Genomic DNA, 15534 nt, shown 5'->3' with positions numbered 1-15534 from the left:
ATCTTGCATCTGCAAGATCAAACTGGTGTTCAACTCCACCCACGGCATTGGTTTCTGGAACCAGGCGCGATGGGTTCGCTCAGATGGCCCGCCATAGCGGGCCAGATTGGTGAAATTCAGTCGTCCAGGAACGACCAGCCACAGCACCAACAGCACCTGAAGATAGGCGGCCTGGGTGGAACGCAGGCTGGTTCCAGGGAGCAGGGCCGCTAGAATCTGGCTGGGGGTCGTCCGTTTTGTTGCCACACATCAACATGGACGATCCCCACCCCATTCGTCAAAAACCTTCCGGAGTACTGCACTGAGTAAAGTCGCAGCTATTACCGCATCTTTCTGGATCATCAAAGTGCTGAGCACCGGCATGGGCGAAACCGCTTCAGACTTTCTGGCGCATCGCCTGGGGCCGCTGCCTGCCGTCGCTCTCACCGGCAGCGTCTTTGTGGTTGCTCTGGCGCTGCAACTCCGGGCCAGGCGCTACGCCGCGCCGCTGTACTGGTTTGCCGTCATCATGATCAGCGTCTTTGGTACGCTGGCCGCCGACGCTGTACACGTTGGGTTTGGCGTCCCGTACTGGGTTTCCACACTCGGTTTTTTGCTGGCGCTCGGGGTGATCTTTACCCTCTGGCAGCGCTCAGAGGGCACACTTTCCATTCACAGCGTCACCACCCGCCGCCGCGAGCTATTTTACTGGGCCACCGTGCTGGCGACGTTCGCGCTGGGTACGGCTGCCGGCGATTTTACCGCCCGCACGTTGGGACTGGGTTGGCTCACCTCGGGCTTGTTGTTCGCGGCTTTGATGGCTTTACCGGTCCTGGCGCGCGTGCGGTTTAAATTCAGTCCGGTGCTGGCCTTCTGGTGGGCTTACGTGATTACGCGGCCTGTTGGCGCGTCATTCGCGGATTGGATGGCAGTGCCGCACAGTCAGGGTGGACTGGGTTGGGGGACAGGTGCTGTGACGTTGGGTCTGTGCGTTTTGATCCTGGTCTTTGTGCTGACAAGCGCTGTACACCAGGGCCGTTCTGCTGCGCGGGGTGAGGCGCTGGCACCGACAGACTAGTACGGACTCCGATTAGAGGGTGTTGAAAACACCCGTAATCCGAGCGGGAGGAGCAGCGTCCTCATGGGCGTCTGTTCGCGACGATAGTGAGCAGGAGAAAAACGGGTTCCGGGCGTGGAGTGGAGGGATCGGCGCAGTCCCGATTTCTGCACGAAACAGACGGAATCCGTATAAGTACTCTGGCGTTTGGCGAGTTTGCCTGACCTGAGGGTCAAGAAGGTGCGGTCAAGGGTGAATTCCCGCCGTTTCCCATCGGGGAGCAGCGCCAGAACCAGACGGGCAACGTCGAGAGGACACAGGGGATGCTGGTAAAAGAAGCACTCGATCTGGCGGATGCTGGACGTCGCCGCTGCGGTGCAGGATGCCAACTCACAGCCAGTGGAAACGCCATTGGCGTTGGCAAGCACCCACTGAAATTCAGCGTAACCTTTACTTTCCCAGCCTCTCCCCCCGCAGACGGTCACGTGAGTCCAGCAGCGCGCGGTAGGCCAGCAGCACTGCGCCCAGACTGCCCAGCGCCGAACTGGCTGCGATCACGAACATGATCACGATCTGGTAGCGCACCGCCACGCCCGGCGACGCCCCCGCCAGAATCTGCCCGGTCATCATGCCCGGCAGGCTGACCAGACCCATCACCGCCATGCTGTTCAGCGTCGGCACCATGCCCGTCCGCACGGCGGTCTGCACGGTGTCGTGCGCGGCTTCCCAGCGGGTTGCGCCCAGCGCCAGCCGTTCCTCCACGGCGCTTCGGCCCACCCCCAGATCAGAGGTAAAGCGGTCCTGCGCCAGCGACACACCGGTCAGGGTGTTGCCCAGGACCATGCCCAGGATCGGCACTGCGTACTGCGCCTCGAACCACGGCCTGATCTGAAGGATGCCGCTCAGGGCCAGCCCGGTCAGAATGAACGAGCTGCCGAAGATGGCGGCGAAGGCGTCCAGAAAGATGCCCGGATAACGCCCCTTCGTGCGGCCCACGGCAGCCTGCGCGGCCAGCACGGTCATGACCAGCCCGATGCCCAGGATCGGCCAGGGAGACCGCAGCGCGAAGACCCAGCCCAGGATCAGACCCACCAGCAGCAGTTGCACGGTCATGCGCGTCCCGGCGATCAGGATGTCGCGGCCCAGGCCGAGGCGCAGCCGCCAGGACAGCAGCACGCTCAGGCCCATCAGCGCCGCCGCCAGCACGACTTGAAACAGGGAAATGGGGACGCTCATGCACCGACTCCAGAGAGAAGCTGGATGCGGGTGGCAAAGCGTTCCTGCTGCGCGCGGTCATGGCTGACGAACACCAGTGCCCGCGCGGGGCCAGTGTCCAGCCACGTCTGGAGAAGCGTCTCGGCCAGTTCCGCCGTTTCAGCGTCCAGCGCTGAAGTCGCCTCATCCAGCAGCAGCACTGTGGGCGACAGCAGCAAGGCCCGCACCAGCGCCACCAGTTGCGCCTCGCCGCCGGACAGCCGAGCGGCGTCCTGATCCAGAAAAGTAGAGGGGCGGCCCAGATGTTCCAGCAAACGCGCGGCGTCTTCGGAACGGTAGCTTTTCCCGGCGTGAATCTTGAAACCGAACGGTTCGGCCAGATGCGCGCTCACCGTGCCAGATGCGGGCGCGGGGCGTTGCAGCAGGTACATCACCTCCGCACGAAACTGGGGCATCGGCCAGCTTGATTGGGGTCTGCCGCGCAACCAGACCTCGCCACCTTCCAGCGCGTCCAGGCCCGCCAGCGCCCGCAAAAGCAGACTCTTGCCCACACCCGATGGCCCGGAGACGGCCAGCCGCTCACCCCTGCCCACCTCCAGATCGACGCCCTGCCACAGCCGCCGGGAGGCCACGCTACGGCTCAGGCCACGCGCCGAGAGCAGAAGGTCTTGATCTGGGACAGCCTGACTTTGCACAGGTCCCGTTCTACCGCATCACGCCCGTGGCGATCAGGACCAGGATCAGCACTCCAGCGATCACCCGGTACACGGCGAAGCCCCGGAAGTCGTGGGTGGAGACATACTTCAGCAGCCAGCCCACCGAGATCAGCGCCGTGACGAAGGCCACCGCCGTGCCCAGAATCAGGGCCAGCGAACCACCAGGAATGCTGCCCAGCGCATTTCTGGCCTTGTACAGGCTGTACAGCCCCGCGCCGCCCAGCACCGGAATCCCCATGAAGAACGAGAAGGCGGTGGCGGTCACGCGGTTCAGGCCGGTCAGCAGGCCGCCTACGATGCTCGCGCCGCTGCGGGACACGCCGGGAATCACGGCCACGGCCTGAGCCACGCCGATAAGTGCGGCCTGACGCAAGGTCACGCTGTCCAGATCGGGTTCAGTCTTTATGTCGGTTGTGTTTTCCTGAACCGGCTCTTTGCGGGCCGTTTCCACCCACCACAGCACCACGCCGCCCAGAATCAGGGTGATGGCCACCGTGAGCGGCGAGAACAGCGCGGCTTTGATGGCCTTCTCGAACAGCAGACCGATCACGGCGGCGGGGATGGAGGCCACCACCAGATTGAGCCAGAACCCCCTGGCCCGGCGGCTGCCCTGAAACAGCCGTGTGACCTGATGCAGCAGTTCGCGCCAGTAGAACCAGACCACGGCCAGAATCGCGCCCAGTTGAATGACGACCGTAAAGACTTCGCCGGTGTCCTTAAAACCGATCAGTCGCTCGGCGACGATCAGGTGTCCGGTGGACGAGATCGGTAGAAATTCGGTCAGTCCCTCGACGACGCCCAGCACCACGGCCTGTACTTCTGGATTCATGATGGCAAGCTAAGGGGTGAAGGTATAGATCCGGTATACCGGGCGGCAAGTCAACGCTATACCGCGTCTATACCCACCACACCTACGCTGCCCCAGCGCTGCACCAGACCCCGCGCAGGAGGCTTCCCCGATGAATCAATGCACTTGCATCACGTCCGCCCTGTTCTTCTTCTCTGCGCGTACAGGTTTTGCGCCTACAGGCCGGGCATGACCGCCGCCGCCCCCACACAGGGCAACACCCTGCGAACGCTGATCAGCAAGGTGCCGGAAGTCACCGCCTTCTTCTGGATCATCAAGGTACTGGCCACCACCGTGGGTGAGACTGCTGCCGATTACCTGAACACCAACCTCAATCTGGGTCTGACCGGCACCTCCCTGATCATGGGCGCACTGTTGATTGCCGTACTGATCGTGCAATTTCGTCTGAAGAAGTATGTTCCTGGCGTGTACTGGCTCGCCATCGTGCTGATCAGCGTGGTGGGAACGCTGATTACGGACAACCTGACCGACAATTTCGGCGTCAGCCTGTGGACGAGCAGTGCCATCTTTGCCGCCGCCCTGGCTGCCACCTTTACCGCGTGGTATCTGCGTGAGCGCACGCTGTCCATCCACAGCATCTTCACGGCGAGGCGTGAGGCGTTTTACTGGCTGGCGGTGCTGTTTACCTTCGCACTGGGCACGGCGACGGGCGATCTGCTGGCCGAGAAACTGGCCCTGGGCTATTCCAATTCGGTGCTGCTGTTCGCTGGCGTTATTGCCCTGACCGCGCTGGCGCATGTGTACCTGAAGCTGGGCAGCATCCTGACCTTCTGGATCATCTATATCCTGACCCGTCCGCTGGGCGCATCCATCGGGGACTTTTTATCGCAGGCCAGAGCGGACGGTGGCCTGGGACTGGGAACCACCGTCACCAGCTTCATTTTCCTGGCCGCGATTCTGGCCGTCGTGAGTTACCTGGGAGTGACCCGCCGCAATCAGGTGGCCCTGAGTGACGCAGACGTGAACGCCGCATAAGTGTCTGAAAAAGTATCTCTTCGTCCTCGTTTCCTCTGGTCAGCCGGAGGAAACTCGGCTTCTTAAAGAGGAAACTCGGCTTCTTAAAAAGGCACCACAAGGGAGAAACGATGAAACACCTACAGGACCACTGGTTTGGCTTACTGCTCCTCGCTGGGATCGGCTGGATGCACTTCCGGGACATTCCCGACAAGCTGGGGGAAACCGCCTACCTGGGCTGGCTGTACATTCTGCTGGTGGCCGGATGCGCGGCGGCGGGGGCGTGGCTGCTCAGTTCGCACTGGAAAAACGGCTACGCGCTGGGCCTGCTGATTTCGGGCGGGGCCATCCTCGCCTACACCCTGACCCGCACGGTGGGCCTGCCCAATGCGCGCGGTGACATCGGCAACTGGGCCGAACCTGCCGAGATCATCTCGCTGATTCTGGAAGCGGCTTTCGTGGTGCTGAGCGTCGTCATGCTGCGCCGCCCCGTGCTGGCGGTTCAGACACAGGGTTCTGCCATTCGCTGAATCTGCATGCGGAGCCTGACCTGAGTGCGTATACCGTCCCTATACCTTCGTTGCCTACGCTACCCGCATGTTTGATCTTCCGCACCTGATCCAGAGCGTGTCTTACCTGGGCATCTTTGGCATGATTTTCGCTGAATCCGGCTTGCTGGCCGGGTTTTTTCTGCCCGGTGACAGCCTGTTGATCACGGCGGGTATTCTCGCCAGATCAGGCAGCCTCAACCTGCCGGGAATCATGCTGGCTGTTTTTCTGGGCGCGGTGATCGGCGACAGCGTGGGCTACGCGATTGGCCGCCGCTTTGGCCCCGCCGTGTTCAGCCGCCCCGAAAGCCGCCTGCTGAAGCCCGAATACGTGGCGCGCACCGGCGCTTTCTTCGACAAATACGGCAGCAAGGCGTTGATCATGGCCCGCTTCATTCCGGTGCTGCGGACGGTGGCCCCCACGATGGCCGGGGTGGGCGGCATGTCCTACGCGCGATTCGTGTCTTACAACGTGCTGGGCGGGCTGCTGTGGGCGCTGGCTGTGCCGCTGCTGGGCTACCTGCTGGGCGGGCTGATTCCCAACCTGGACCGTTACATCCTGCTGGTGATCGGCGTGGTGATCGTGCTGAGCTTTATTCCGGTGGCCGTGGAACTGCGCCGGGCGCGGACCGTGAAGGGATGAGGTCTCTCGCCTTCAGTCTGGTGGCCGCGTCGCTGATCTCGTCCACAGAAGCCGCTCCCCAGCCCTTCTCCCACGTTTTCGTGATCGTCATGGAAAACACGGGCTACGCGCAGGCCATCGGCAATCCCAATCTGCCGACGCTGAACGCGCTGGCACAAAAGTATTCGCTGGCAACGAATTACACGGGCGTGGCGCATCCCAGCCTGCCCAATTACGTGGCGCTGCTCTTCGGCTCCACCTTCGGCAGCCACAGTGACGATCCACGCCAGAGCTTTGGGGGCGACAATCTGGCCTTGCAACTGGAACATGCCGGGCTGAGCTGGAAGGGCTACTTTCAGGGGTTGCCCAGCGTCGGCTGGGACGGCGGCGCGGCGGGCAATTACGGCAAGAAACACAACCCCTTCATGCTGTCGTCGGTGATTGCCGACGATACCAAGCGCCGCCAGAATGTCGTGAAGCTGGACGCCCTGAGCGCCGATCTGAACTCCGGCAAAGCGCCAAACTTCGCCCTGATCGTGCCGGACGTGTGCCACGACATGCACGGCGCACTGAACTGCCTGCGGGGGCCGGGGCTGCAACGCACGGGCGACGCCTTTATCAAGGTCTGGACGGACAGGATCATGGCGTCGAGTGCCTGGACAGGCCATGCAGCCATCGTCATTACTTTTGATGAATCGGAGGGCGGCGACACAACCGGGGGTGGTGGCAAACTCGCCACCGTGGTCATCACAAAGGCCGGGCCACGCGGTATGACCTCGGCGCAGCCGTACAACCATTACTCGCTGCTGCGGACCTTGCAGGACGGCTGGGGGCTACCCCCGCTGCGGGAGGCGGCGACGGCCAGACCGATGACGGATCTGTTCGGCCCATAGCTCCCCAAAAGACGCCCACGCTTGACCACTGGACTTCCCCGACAGTTGCGGGAGTCCGCATCCTTTGCTGCCTCTTGCCTATAGGCCGAATATACCGTGCTATACGCGTCCTTTACCTTTGTCGGGCAACCTGATGGCAGGTGAACGGATCAACCGTTGCCCTCAAACCCCCTCTCAAGGAGACCCACCATGAACAAACAGACCAAGACCATGTTGCTGACCATCACCGCCGCGATTGCCGCTCTGCCCCTCGCCGGATTCGCCCTGGCCCAGACTGCCCCCAAAGCGGCCCCGGCCATGACCCAGCCACTGGCCCAGACCCAGACGAAGAACGCTACCCAGGAACCCATGATCAAGGGCAGCATCCTGCTTCCCGCCGAGCAGAAGGGCGTGGAAATGACGGACGCCCAGGAATCGGCCCAGTACCTCAAGCTGGCGAAGATCACGCTGGACCAGGCCAGAGCCGCCGCGCAGGCCGCCGTTCCCGGCACCGTCACCAGCATCAAGCTGGACGAGGAAGACGGTTACCTGGTTTACGAGGTGGAGATCGGCACCCAGGAAGTCATCATCGACGCAGGTAACGGCAAGGTGCTGTATCAGGGCGCGAGGGACGCGGGCGACAATGACCAAGACAACGAAATGAACGACGATTGATCTGAACTGACCGCCGCCTCTGACCTCCAGCAGCCACCCGCAAGGGTGGTTTTGTCGTTTCGTCTGGTATACCGCCGCTTTACCTTCGCGGTTCATGCTGGGCTATATGCACCTGCCCCCTGCCCTGACCCGCCTGCGCCCAGTGGCCCTGATCCGCTTTCTGCTGGGCATTTTGCTGCCGCTGATCCTGATTGGCATGATCGCAGAGGACGTGCTGGAGCGTCAGCGCTTCGCCTTCGAGCAGCCGCTGATGCTGTGGGTCCACGCCCATGCCACACCCACGCTGACCAGCCTGAGCATCTTTCTCCACACCTTCGGCGGCCCCGTCCCGATGGGCGTGGTCTTTATCGCCATCGTGCTGGCCCTGTGGTTCACTCAACGCCGTTCCCTGGCCGTGTTCGCGCTGCTGGGACTGGGCAGTTCGGTGGCCCTCGCCTTCGCCATGAAGCTGATCTTCGCCCGTGCCCGCCCGGAGCTGTGGCCCCGGCTGGTGGTGGAAAACGGCGCGTCCTTTCCCAGCGGCCACTCCACTGTTGCGGCGGCGCTGGCCACCTTCGTGGTGCTGCTGGCCTGGCGCAGCCGCTGGCGCTGGCCCGTCCTGATCGTGGCTGTCCTGTACGCCTTCCTGATGGGCTACGGGCGCGTTGTGCTGGGCGTCCACTATCCCAGCGACGTGCTGGCGGGCTGGCTGACCGGGCTGGCCTGCGTGCTGGGCGCGTACAGCGTGCTGGGCAGCTCTCCTCGGTTGCTGCGGTCAGACGAAAAGGTGGATTTGAAAACGCATGCGTAATGGATTGAAAGCGGTGGCCCTGACGCTCATTGCGCTCGGTTCGCTGGGCAGTGTTCAGGCCCAGGGCGGTGGACAGATACAGGGCGGTGCAGGCTGGAAGTTGGACCCGGACGGACGGCGCTCGTTGATCCTGCCCGATCCCGCTGGAGACTCTGAGTTGGTGGTGCCGCCCGTGTGCTGGAAGCGTGCCTGTCCCCTGGTGATCGTCTCGCATGGGCGGGGCGGGCAGGCCAGCGACGGCAGCACGCATGCGCCGTTCGATGCGATGCTGGACGCCCTCGATGTTCAGGGCTTCGTGCTGCTGCTGAGCAGCGACGGCGGACGCGAGACCTGGGGCAGTCCGACGGCACTCAACACCCTTCGGCGGGCCTACCGCGCGGCTCTCCCCCGTTTCCAGCATGATGGACGGGTCTACACGCTGGGCATCTCGATGGGTGGGCTGCCCGCGACGCTCACGGCGTACCGGCGCACGCTGGGCTTTCCTATCAACGCCATTGCATTGGTGGCGGGCCGGGTCAACTTAAATAACGCCGTGCGAACCTCCAAGAGTCGGGGCCGGAGTGTCGCGGCAGCGTTTGCTGGGGCGTCCAGGCAGGGGCATGATCCGGTGAATGATTTCAGCGGGTTCGTGGGGAGGCGCACACCCCTGCTAGTGGTCAGCAGTCCGCAGGATCAGGCCGTCAACGGCGTCCAGAACGGTCTGCTACTGGCGACGCTGGCCCGCAAGGTGGGCGCTCGGACAAAGGTGATCGGGGTCATGGGACCACACCTGAACCGTCAGTACGTGAACGCGGATATCGGGCGGCAGATCGGGGCTTTTTTCAGAGCGCACCGCTGAGACAGGATTCGGACGCTTTTGAACAAGCCTGGCGCTGAGATTCTGTGTCTTCCTTCTGCCTCCACTAGACACTGATATGGACTCCAGTTGAAATGGGATAAAAAGGTGGAGGTGAAGACCCACGTTTAAGCTATGCCGGGCCGTGGCGCTCATGTTGACCGCCTGCCTTCTGCTGGGCTGCGATCAGAAATGGAGTGGGGCTGATTGGACGCTGACTCCCGATGGACGGCATTTGCTGATCCTGCCCGACGCTGCTGGAGACTCGCAATTGATCGTGCCGCCCGCGTGCTGGAAACGCGCCTGCCCCCTGGTGATCGTTTCGCACGGACGGGGCGGAAAGGCCAGCGACGGCAGCTCCCATAAGCCTTTCAACGCCATGCTCAGCGCCCTCGACGTTCAGGGCTACGCCCTGCTCCTGAGCAGTGACGGCGGGGGCGACACCTGGGGCAGCCCGGCGGCACTCAATACGCTTAGGCGGGCCTACCGCGCTGCCCTGCCCCGCTTCCAGCACGATGGACGGGTCTATACCCTGGGCATCTCGATGGGTGGCCTGCCCGCGACGCTCATAGCCTACCGGCGCACGTTGGGGCTTTCCGTCGGTGCCGTGGCTGTGGTGGGAGGCTGGGTCAACCTGCGTAATGCGGTGCGGACGTCCAGGAGCCGAACCAGAGCCGTCGCGGCGGCTTACGGTCAGGCGTCCACGCGGGGGCATGATCCAGTCAATGATTTCGGCGGCTTCGTGGGCAAGCGAACGCCGTTGCTGGTGGTCAGCAGCCCGCAGGACAGGATGGTGGCCGGTGAAAAGAACGGCCTGCTGCTGGCGGCGCTGGCCCGCAAAGCAGGCGCGCAGACCGAAATCATCGCGGTAACCGGGCCGCACCTGAACGGCCAGTATGTGAACGCGGATATCGGGCGGCAGATCGGCGCGTTTTTTGGGGCACACCGCTGAGCCACACCGCTGAGACATCCTTCAGATTCTTCTGGAGGCGATTGGCGTTGGGATGCCTCGCCCCTCCAGCATTGCAAGCCAGGCTGACAGACGCCAGCCGCACCGCGTTCAGAACGGCGTTTCTTCTTCCTGGGCCACTGGGGCGGGCGCGGGTCGCGCCGCTGCCACAGGCTGGGGCCGGGGCGCGGACGGACGGGCGGCCTGCTGCGGGGCGCGGTTTCCCCCCGGCGCAGCGTAACGGTCCTGGCGTTTCCCGCCACGGAAGATGACAAGCGTCACGTACTCGAATTCGCCATCGGCCTTCTCACGCACATGCTCGGGATCGGTGCCGCGTGCGCCCCGGCTATATTTGACGGCGGCGGGCAGCTTCATCTTGCGGCTGTCCACGGCCTCCAGTTCGCGGCGGCGGTAGGCGATCCCTTTGTGGATGACCATGTCCTCGCCTTCCGGGTTGGTCCACTTTCTGGCCCCGATCAGGGACCAGTCGAAGTCGGCCTCGTTGTCCAGCGGAAACTGATAGCCGCCCCCTGGCACTGCGCCGCTGGTCCAGCCCAGACGGCCATACTGACGCTGCACGTCCAGCAACTTGTCGGCGCTTTCCACATCCACGGTCACCTGCGCGCCCAGATCGGTGATAAATTCTATGTGTAACAATTGAACCTCCCTTACGTAAATAACATAACACAGTTTGGGTGGTGGTGTGCCAGAAGATGCCTGAATGTCTAACCGTCAAGACGCGGGGCATCCTGCGGTCAGGCGGTCTGAGGGTCCCTCGTCAGCACGTAATACACCCGCTCGCCATCGGCGGCCACGTCCGTGACCACGTAGCCGCGCCCCATGTACTCGCCCAGCACCTCGCGCAGCGCCAGCCGCCAGCCGAGGCGCAGCGCCTCGTTCATCAGCTCGGCCTTGCGGGGAACCTCGGCCAGCACTTGCGGGTCATTCAGATTCAACCTCGGCGCGTCCGGTTCCTCGCCCTCCGGCACAGCGGCCAGCACCACCTCGCCGTCTGGGGCGGGGGGTGGATGGGCGGCGCGGGGCTGAGACAGATCCCATTCGATCATCAATCGGTCTGCGGGAAAGGCGGTGGCCGGATCGTCGCCCATCGCGTACCAGTCGGGATGGTAAGACACGGCCCGCGCGCCCAGCTTGCCCAGATTCAGGCGGGCGTTGCGGGCGATCAGCGGGTCGAAGGTCCAGGTCATGCGCTGTATGCCCTGCGCCAGCACCCGCTCACGCTGCGCGTACTTGAGGGCCACCGCCAGCCCGCTGCCGCGCCAGTCGGGGTGGACCGCTAGCAGGTGCGAGTGGTGCCACAGTTGCCCGCCCACCAGCGCCGGAAAGCCGTAGGCCAGCCCAAAGGGAAGCTGCGGCCCGCCTTCGGGCGCGTCTGCCGCGTACGCGCCCAGCACCACGCCGCCGCACACCGAGCTGATGCGGAACATGCTGCTGGGCAGCACCTCGCGGTCCGGGTAGCCCCAGGCGTCCACCTGCACCCCCTCCAGGCCGCGCATGGCCCAGGGATCGGTCACGTCGCGGATCACGTAGGGGCGTTTCGGGAGCGGGGCTTCTGGAACGGGGCCGGAGGCAGCGCTCAAGGGCGGTGTTCCTCCGTCAGCTCGGCCACGCTCTCGATGAAATCGCGGTTTAGGGTCACGCCAATTCCGGGACCTTCCGGCACAGGCATCAGGCCGTCCACGGCTTCCAGCGGTTCGTTGATGATGTCGGTCTCCCAGTAGCGGCTGGCGCTGGAGGTATCCCCCGGCAGCGTGAAATTGGGCAGGGTAGACAGGTGGATGTTGTGCGCCCGGCCCACGCCGCCCTCCAGCATGCCTCCGCACCACACGGGGGCACCGAACGCCTGCGCCACGTCATGCACGCGGCGGGCTTCCGCCAGACCGCCCACACGGGCCACTTTCAGGTTGATGACGCCGCCTGCGCCGATGGCCAACGCTTTGCGGGCATCCGCCGCGCTGGCGATGCTCTCGTCCAGGCACAGCGGCGTCTGGAGGCGGGTTTGCAGCGTGGCGTGATCAATCAGATCGTCCCAGGCCAGCGGCTGTTCGATATAGGTCATCTTGTACTGGTCCAGCGCCCGCAGCCGCACCGAATCGGCCAGCGTGTAGGCGCTGTTGGCATCCACCGTCAGGCGGATGTCGGGGAACGCCTCGCGGGTGGCGCGCACCGGGGCCTCGTCCCAGCCGGGCTTGATCTTGAGTTTAATGCGGCGGTAGCCCTGCTCGACATGGCGGCGCACGGCGTCCACGGTGGCAGCCTCATCGGCCTGAATGCCCAGGCTGACACCTACCTCCACCTGGGTTTTGCGCCCGCCCAGCAGCGTGCCCAGCGGCACATTCAGCATCCGCGCCCATAAATCCCAGGCCGCCATCTCTACCATCGCGCGGGCCATCTTGTTGCCCCGGAACGCGCCCAGCGCGTCGTTCAGCTCCTCCGGGTTAGCAAACGTTTTGCCCAGGATGCGCGGCAGAAAGATATTCCGCACCAGATCCAGCGCCCCGGCCAGGGTTTCCTCGCGGTACATCGGGGCCACTTCCATCGTGCCCTCGGAGACGCCCTGTACACCGTCGCCGTGAAGCACCAGCAGCGGCACCGTGCGGGCGGTCTGCACGCCGAAACTGGTCTCGAACCGGAATTTCAGCGGCAGGCGGACGATCATGATTTCGGCGGCTTCTATTCGCAGCATGGCACACAGTATGGGGGCTGCGAACTAGAATGGGCTGGAAAACAGGTGAACGCGGGGCCAGGAAGGCAGGGCAATGGAATGAATTCCCGCCTCAGTTTGGCGGGGCCTTGACCGCACTCCATCCTGCACATTCGCAGCCTGTGAAGGGGAAACATGAGCCAGTCAGACGTGAGGGCGGACCAGAACATAGGCGCGGACCAGTCGGCATCGGAACTCATCTCGGAGAAGATTGCCAGCCTCGGGGACTGGCGCGGCGAAATCCTGGGCCGGATGCGCGGGCTGATTCTGGAGGCCGACCCGGACGTGACCGAGACGTGGAAGTGGGACGGCACGCCCGTCTGGGAGCATGACGGCGTCATCTGCACGGGCGAGACGTACAAGGGGGCCGTCAAACTGACCTTCGCCAAAGGTGCGTCGCTGGACGATCCGGCCCGGATCTTCAACGCCAGCCTGGAGGGCAACACGCGCCGCGCCATCGATATTCACGAGGGGGAAGAGGTGGATGGGGACGCTTTTAAAGCGCTGATTCAGCAGGCCGTGGCCCTGAACGGCGTGAAAAAGGCCAAGTCTCCGAAGAAAGCGAAAACCTGAACTCCCGCCGTTCCCACCCCAGTCACAACCCCTGGGCGCTATAACTACAGACACTATGGCGGACATTAAAGTTCCAGTTTTTTCCGAATCGGTCAGCGAGGGCACGCTGCTGACCTGGCATAAGCAACCCGGCGAGGCAGTCAAGCGCGGTGACGTGCTGGCCGAGATCGAGACCGACAAGGTGGTGCTGGAGGTCACGGCGCAGGCCGACGGCGTCCTGCAAAGCGTCGCCAAGAACGAGGGCGATACGGTTCTGAGCGAGGAAGTGCTGGGCGTAATGGGTGACGCGGGCAGCGCGCCTGCCGCCCCAGCAGCAAAGGCCACTGAAGAGGAAACCAGCGGCCCCATTGCCGATGAGAAGAGCGCGGGCGGCACCGCCGTCCAGCCCGACAGCACGGGCACCCAGCCTGCGGCACAGGGGGCAGAGCGGCGTGAAGACCTTTCCCCCGCCGTCCGCAAAGTCGTGGCCGAGAATAATCTGGACGTGAGCCAGATTCCGGCGACGGGTCCGCGCGGCAACATCACCAAGCAGGACGCGGTGGGGGCAGCCCAGGTTGTCTCGGCACAGGGCGGAAGCACCGATCAGGGACCGCAGAAGGCGGCAGCCCCAGCGTCGGCAAAGCCCGCTCAGCCTGCACCCTCGGCCATCATTCCCAGCGGCCCGCGCACCGAGCAGCGCGTTCCGATGACCCGTATTCGCGCCCGCATTGCCGAGCGCCTGAAGGAAGTGCAGAACAGCGCCGCGCTGCTGACCACCTTCAACGAGGTCAACATGCAGCCCAGCATGGACCTGCGCAAGAAGTATCAGGATCAGTTTGTCGCCAAGCACGGCGTCAAGCTGGGCTTCATGAGCCTGTTCGTGCGCGCCGCCACCGAGGCCCTCAAAGCCTTCCCGCTGGTCAACGCCAGCATCGACGGCAAGGACATCATCTACCACGGCTTCTACGACATCGGCATTGCCGTGGCCAGCGAGCGCGGTCTGGTGGTCCCGATTCTGCGCGACACCGACGGCATGGGGCTGGCGACGATTGAGAAAGAAATCGCGGGCTACGCGGCCAAGGCCCGCAACGGCAAGCTGACCATGGAAGACATGAGTGGCGGCACCTTCTCGATCACCAACGGCGGCACCTTCGGCAGCATGATGAGTACGCCGATCATCAACGCCCCGCAGAGCGCCATTCTGGGCATGCACAACATCATCGAGCGGCCCATCGCGCAAAACGGTCAGGTGGTCATCGCGCCGATGATGTATCTGGCGCTGTCCTACGATCACCGCATCATCGACGGCAAGGAAGCCGTGCAGTTTCTGGTGATGATCAAGAACCTGCTGGAAGACCCGGCACGCATGTTGCTGGAGCTGTAAACACAGCCAGTCTGAGGCGGCTTCCAAACACTGGAGGCCGCCCTTTCGTATCTATTCAGGCATGATGCCCGCCTTCACCGCCCGCGCTGCCGTCTGCTGGGCCAGCTCCCACAGCTCTGGAAAATCCTTCAGTGCCGGATGCTTGAGCGCCAGCAAACGCCCCAGGGTCAATTCGGGGTGTGCCGCCGAGCCGATTCCGCCCGGCCCCCAGGTCAGCAACATCGGCTGCAAGGCGTCCAGGGCACGCGCGAAGCGGGCTTCGGGACTCTGCCGGGCCTCGAACTCCTGCCACGCAGCCCCGAACATCTCGCGCTGGTCCGGCGGAAGCTGACCAAACAGCCGCGCCGCCGCCTCGGCCTCGCGCTGGGTCTGCTGCTCCTTGCTGGCTTCAGACTGATCGAAATGCACGTCTCCGGCGTAGACCTCTACCAGATCATGCACAACCAGCAGTTCCATCACCCGGTTCAGATTCGTGCCGGGCGGCGCGTATTCCCCCAGCGTCAGGGCCATCAGCGCCAGATGCCAGGAATGCTCGGCGCTGTTCTCGGCCCGCTCGCCGCTGTGCAGCAGGGTGGTGCGCGTCACGGCCTTGAGACGGTCACAGGTCAGCAGGAACTCCACCTGCGCGTCTAATCGAGACATGCCGGGAAGCATACCTGCCGTCAGACGGCCTCCGATTGGAGGGGGTTGGAAACACCTGGAAATCTGAGCGAAGCGAGTACGAGAAAAACGGGTTCCGGGCGTGGAGTGAATGAATCGGCGCTGTCCCGATTCCTGCGCGAAACAGACGGAA

18 protein-coding genes and 1 pseudogene are annotated in these 15534 nt (G+C 63.9%); 11 read left to right on the top strand and 8 right to left on the bottom strand.

The window, feature by feature from the left end:
* Positions 1-246: pseudogene (locus BOO71_RS28225) on the bottom strand (hypothetical protein); the annotation flags it as partial.
* On the opposite strand from BOO71_RS28225, the gene BOO71_RS04385 reads away from it, so the two are divergent.
* Positions 176-1057, top strand: a complete 882-nt coding sequence (locus BOO71_RS04385; protein WP_303046712.1) for a COG4705 family protein — start codon at positions 176-178, stop codon at positions 1055-1057. The pseudogene BOO71_RS28225 and the gene BOO71_RS04385 overlap by 71 nt on opposite strands.
* A gap of 429 nt (positions 1058-1486) precedes the next feature.
* On the opposite strand, the gene BOO71_RS04375 is transcribed toward BOO71_RS04385, so the two are convergent.
* The 3 genes from BOO71_RS04375 to BOO71_RS04365 are packed head-to-tail and all read right to left on the bottom strand — an operon-like array spanning position 1487 to position 3796.
* Complete coding sequence (locus BOO71_RS04375) at positions 1487-2272, bottom strand: ABC transporter permease (protein ID WP_075830749.1); 786 nt, start codon at positions 2270-2272, stop codon at positions 1487-1489.
* Complete coding sequence (locus BOO71_RS04370) at positions 2269-2946, bottom strand: ABC transporter ATP-binding protein (RefSeq protein ID WP_083652975.1); 678 nt, start codon at positions 2944-2946, stop codon at positions 2269-2271. The genes BOO71_RS04375 and BOO71_RS04370 overlap by 4 nt, the downstream gene beginning before the upstream one ends.
* 10 nt (positions 2947-2956) lie before the next feature.
* Positions 2957-3796, bottom strand: coding sequence for an undecaprenyl-diphosphate phosphatase (locus BOO71_RS04365; protein ID WP_075830748.1), 840 nt, complete (start codon positions 3794-3796; stop codon positions 2957-2959).
* A gap of 207 nt (positions 3797-4003) precedes the next feature.
* On the opposite strand from BOO71_RS04365, the gene BOO71_RS04360 reads away from it, so the two are divergent.
* From BOO71_RS04360 to BOO71_RS04325, 8 genes are all read left to right on the top strand, one after another.
* On the top strand, positions 4004-4810 hold the full coding sequence (locus tag BOO71_RS04360) for a COG4705 family protein (RefSeq protein ID WP_075830747.1): 807 nt from the start codon (positions 4004-4006) through the stop codon (positions 4808-4810).
* 110 nt (positions 4811-4920) lie between these two features.
* Complete coding sequence (locus tag BOO71_RS04355; RefSeq protein WP_075830746.1) at positions 4921-5319, top strand: hypothetical protein; 399 nt, start codon at positions 4921-4923, stop codon at positions 5317-5319.
* Between the two features lie 67 nt (positions 5320-5386).
* A complete protein-coding gene (locus BOO71_RS04350) occupies positions 5387-5980 on the top strand; it encodes a DedA family protein (protein ID WP_075830745.1) in 594 nt (197 codons plus the stop codon).
* Positions 5977-6852: an alkaline phosphatase family protein gene (locus BOO71_RS04345; RefSeq protein WP_075830744.1), complete on the top strand. Its 876-nt coding sequence runs from the start codon at positions 5977-5979 to the stop codon at positions 6850-6852. Before BOO71_RS04350 ends, BOO71_RS04345 begins: the two co-directional genes overlap by 4 nt.
* 189 nt (positions 6853-7041) lie before the next feature.
* Positions 7042-7506, top strand: coding sequence for a PepSY domain-containing protein (locus tag BOO71_RS04340; protein WP_075830743.1), 465 nt, complete (start codon positions 7042-7044; stop codon positions 7504-7506).
* A gap of 106 nt (positions 7507-7612) precedes the next feature.
* On the top strand, positions 7613-8296 hold the full coding sequence (locus BOO71_RS04335) for a phosphatase PAP2 family protein (RefSeq protein ID WP_075830742.1): 684 nt from the start codon (positions 7613-7615) through the stop codon (positions 8294-8296).
* Positions 8289-9134: an alpha/beta hydrolase family protein gene (locus BOO71_RS04330; protein ID WP_139322737.1), complete on the top strand. Its 846-nt coding sequence runs from the start codon at positions 8289-8291 to the stop codon at positions 9132-9134. The genes BOO71_RS04335 and BOO71_RS04330 overlap by 8 nt, the downstream gene beginning before the upstream one ends.
* 142 nt (positions 9135-9276) lie before the next feature.
* Positions 9277-10083, top strand: coding sequence for an alpha/beta hydrolase family protein (locus tag BOO71_RS04325; protein WP_075830740.1), 807 nt, complete (start codon positions 9277-9279; stop codon positions 10081-10083).
* 108 nt (positions 10084-10191) lie between these two features.
* Here the strand turns inward: BOO71_RS04325 and BOO71_RS04320 are convergent, their stop codons facing one another.
* The 3 genes from BOO71_RS04320 to menC form a co-directional block, all read right to left on the bottom strand.
* A complete protein-coding gene (locus BOO71_RS04320; protein ID WP_075830739.1) occupies positions 10192-10737 on the bottom strand; it encodes a single-stranded DNA-binding protein in 546 nt (181 codons plus the stop codon).
* Between the two features lie 98 nt (positions 10738-10835).
* Positions 10836-11597, bottom strand: coding sequence for an acyl-CoA acyltransferase (locus BOO71_RS04315; RefSeq protein WP_075830759.1), 762 nt, complete (start codon positions 11595-11597; stop codon positions 10836-10838).
* An 80-nt stretch (positions 11598-11677) separates the two neighbouring features.
* Entirely contained in the window at positions 11678-12787 is a 1110-nt protein-coding gene (menC, locus tag BOO71_RS04310) for an o-succinylbenzoate synthase (RefSeq protein ID WP_075830738.1), read from the bottom strand.
* Between the two features lie 153 nt (positions 12788-12940).
* Between menC and BOO71_RS04305 the strand changes: the two genes are divergently transcribed.
* Positions 12941-13378, top strand: a complete 438-nt coding sequence (locus BOO71_RS04305; RefSeq protein WP_075830737.1) for a DUF1801 domain-containing protein — start codon at positions 12941-12943, stop codon at positions 13376-13378.
* A 55-nt stretch (positions 13379-13433) separates the two neighbouring features.
* On the top strand, positions 13434-14741 hold the full coding sequence (gene odhB, locus BOO71_RS04300) for a 2-oxoglutarate dehydrogenase complex dihydrolipoyllysine-residue succinyltransferase (protein WP_075830736.1): 1308 nt from the start codon (positions 13434-13436) through the stop codon (positions 14739-14741).
* Positions 14742-14792: 51 nt separating this feature from the next.
* Here odhB and BOO71_RS04295 read toward each other — a convergent pair whose 3' ends face one another.
* The gene (locus BOO71_RS04295; RefSeq protein WP_075830758.1) at positions 14793-15383 is read right to left on the bottom strand and encodes an HD domain-containing protein; all 591 of its coding nucleotides are present in this window, start codon (positions 15381-15383) and stop codon (positions 14793-14795) included.
* Positions 15384-15534: the final 151 nt, after the last annotated feature.

It is taken from the genome of Deinococcus marmoris (assembly GCF_001949125.1).
GTDB lineage: Bacteria > Deinococcota > Deinococci > Deinococcales > Deinococcaceae > Deinococcus > Deinococcus marmoris_A.
This window is presented reverse-complemented; position numbering and strand designations above follow the sequence as displayed.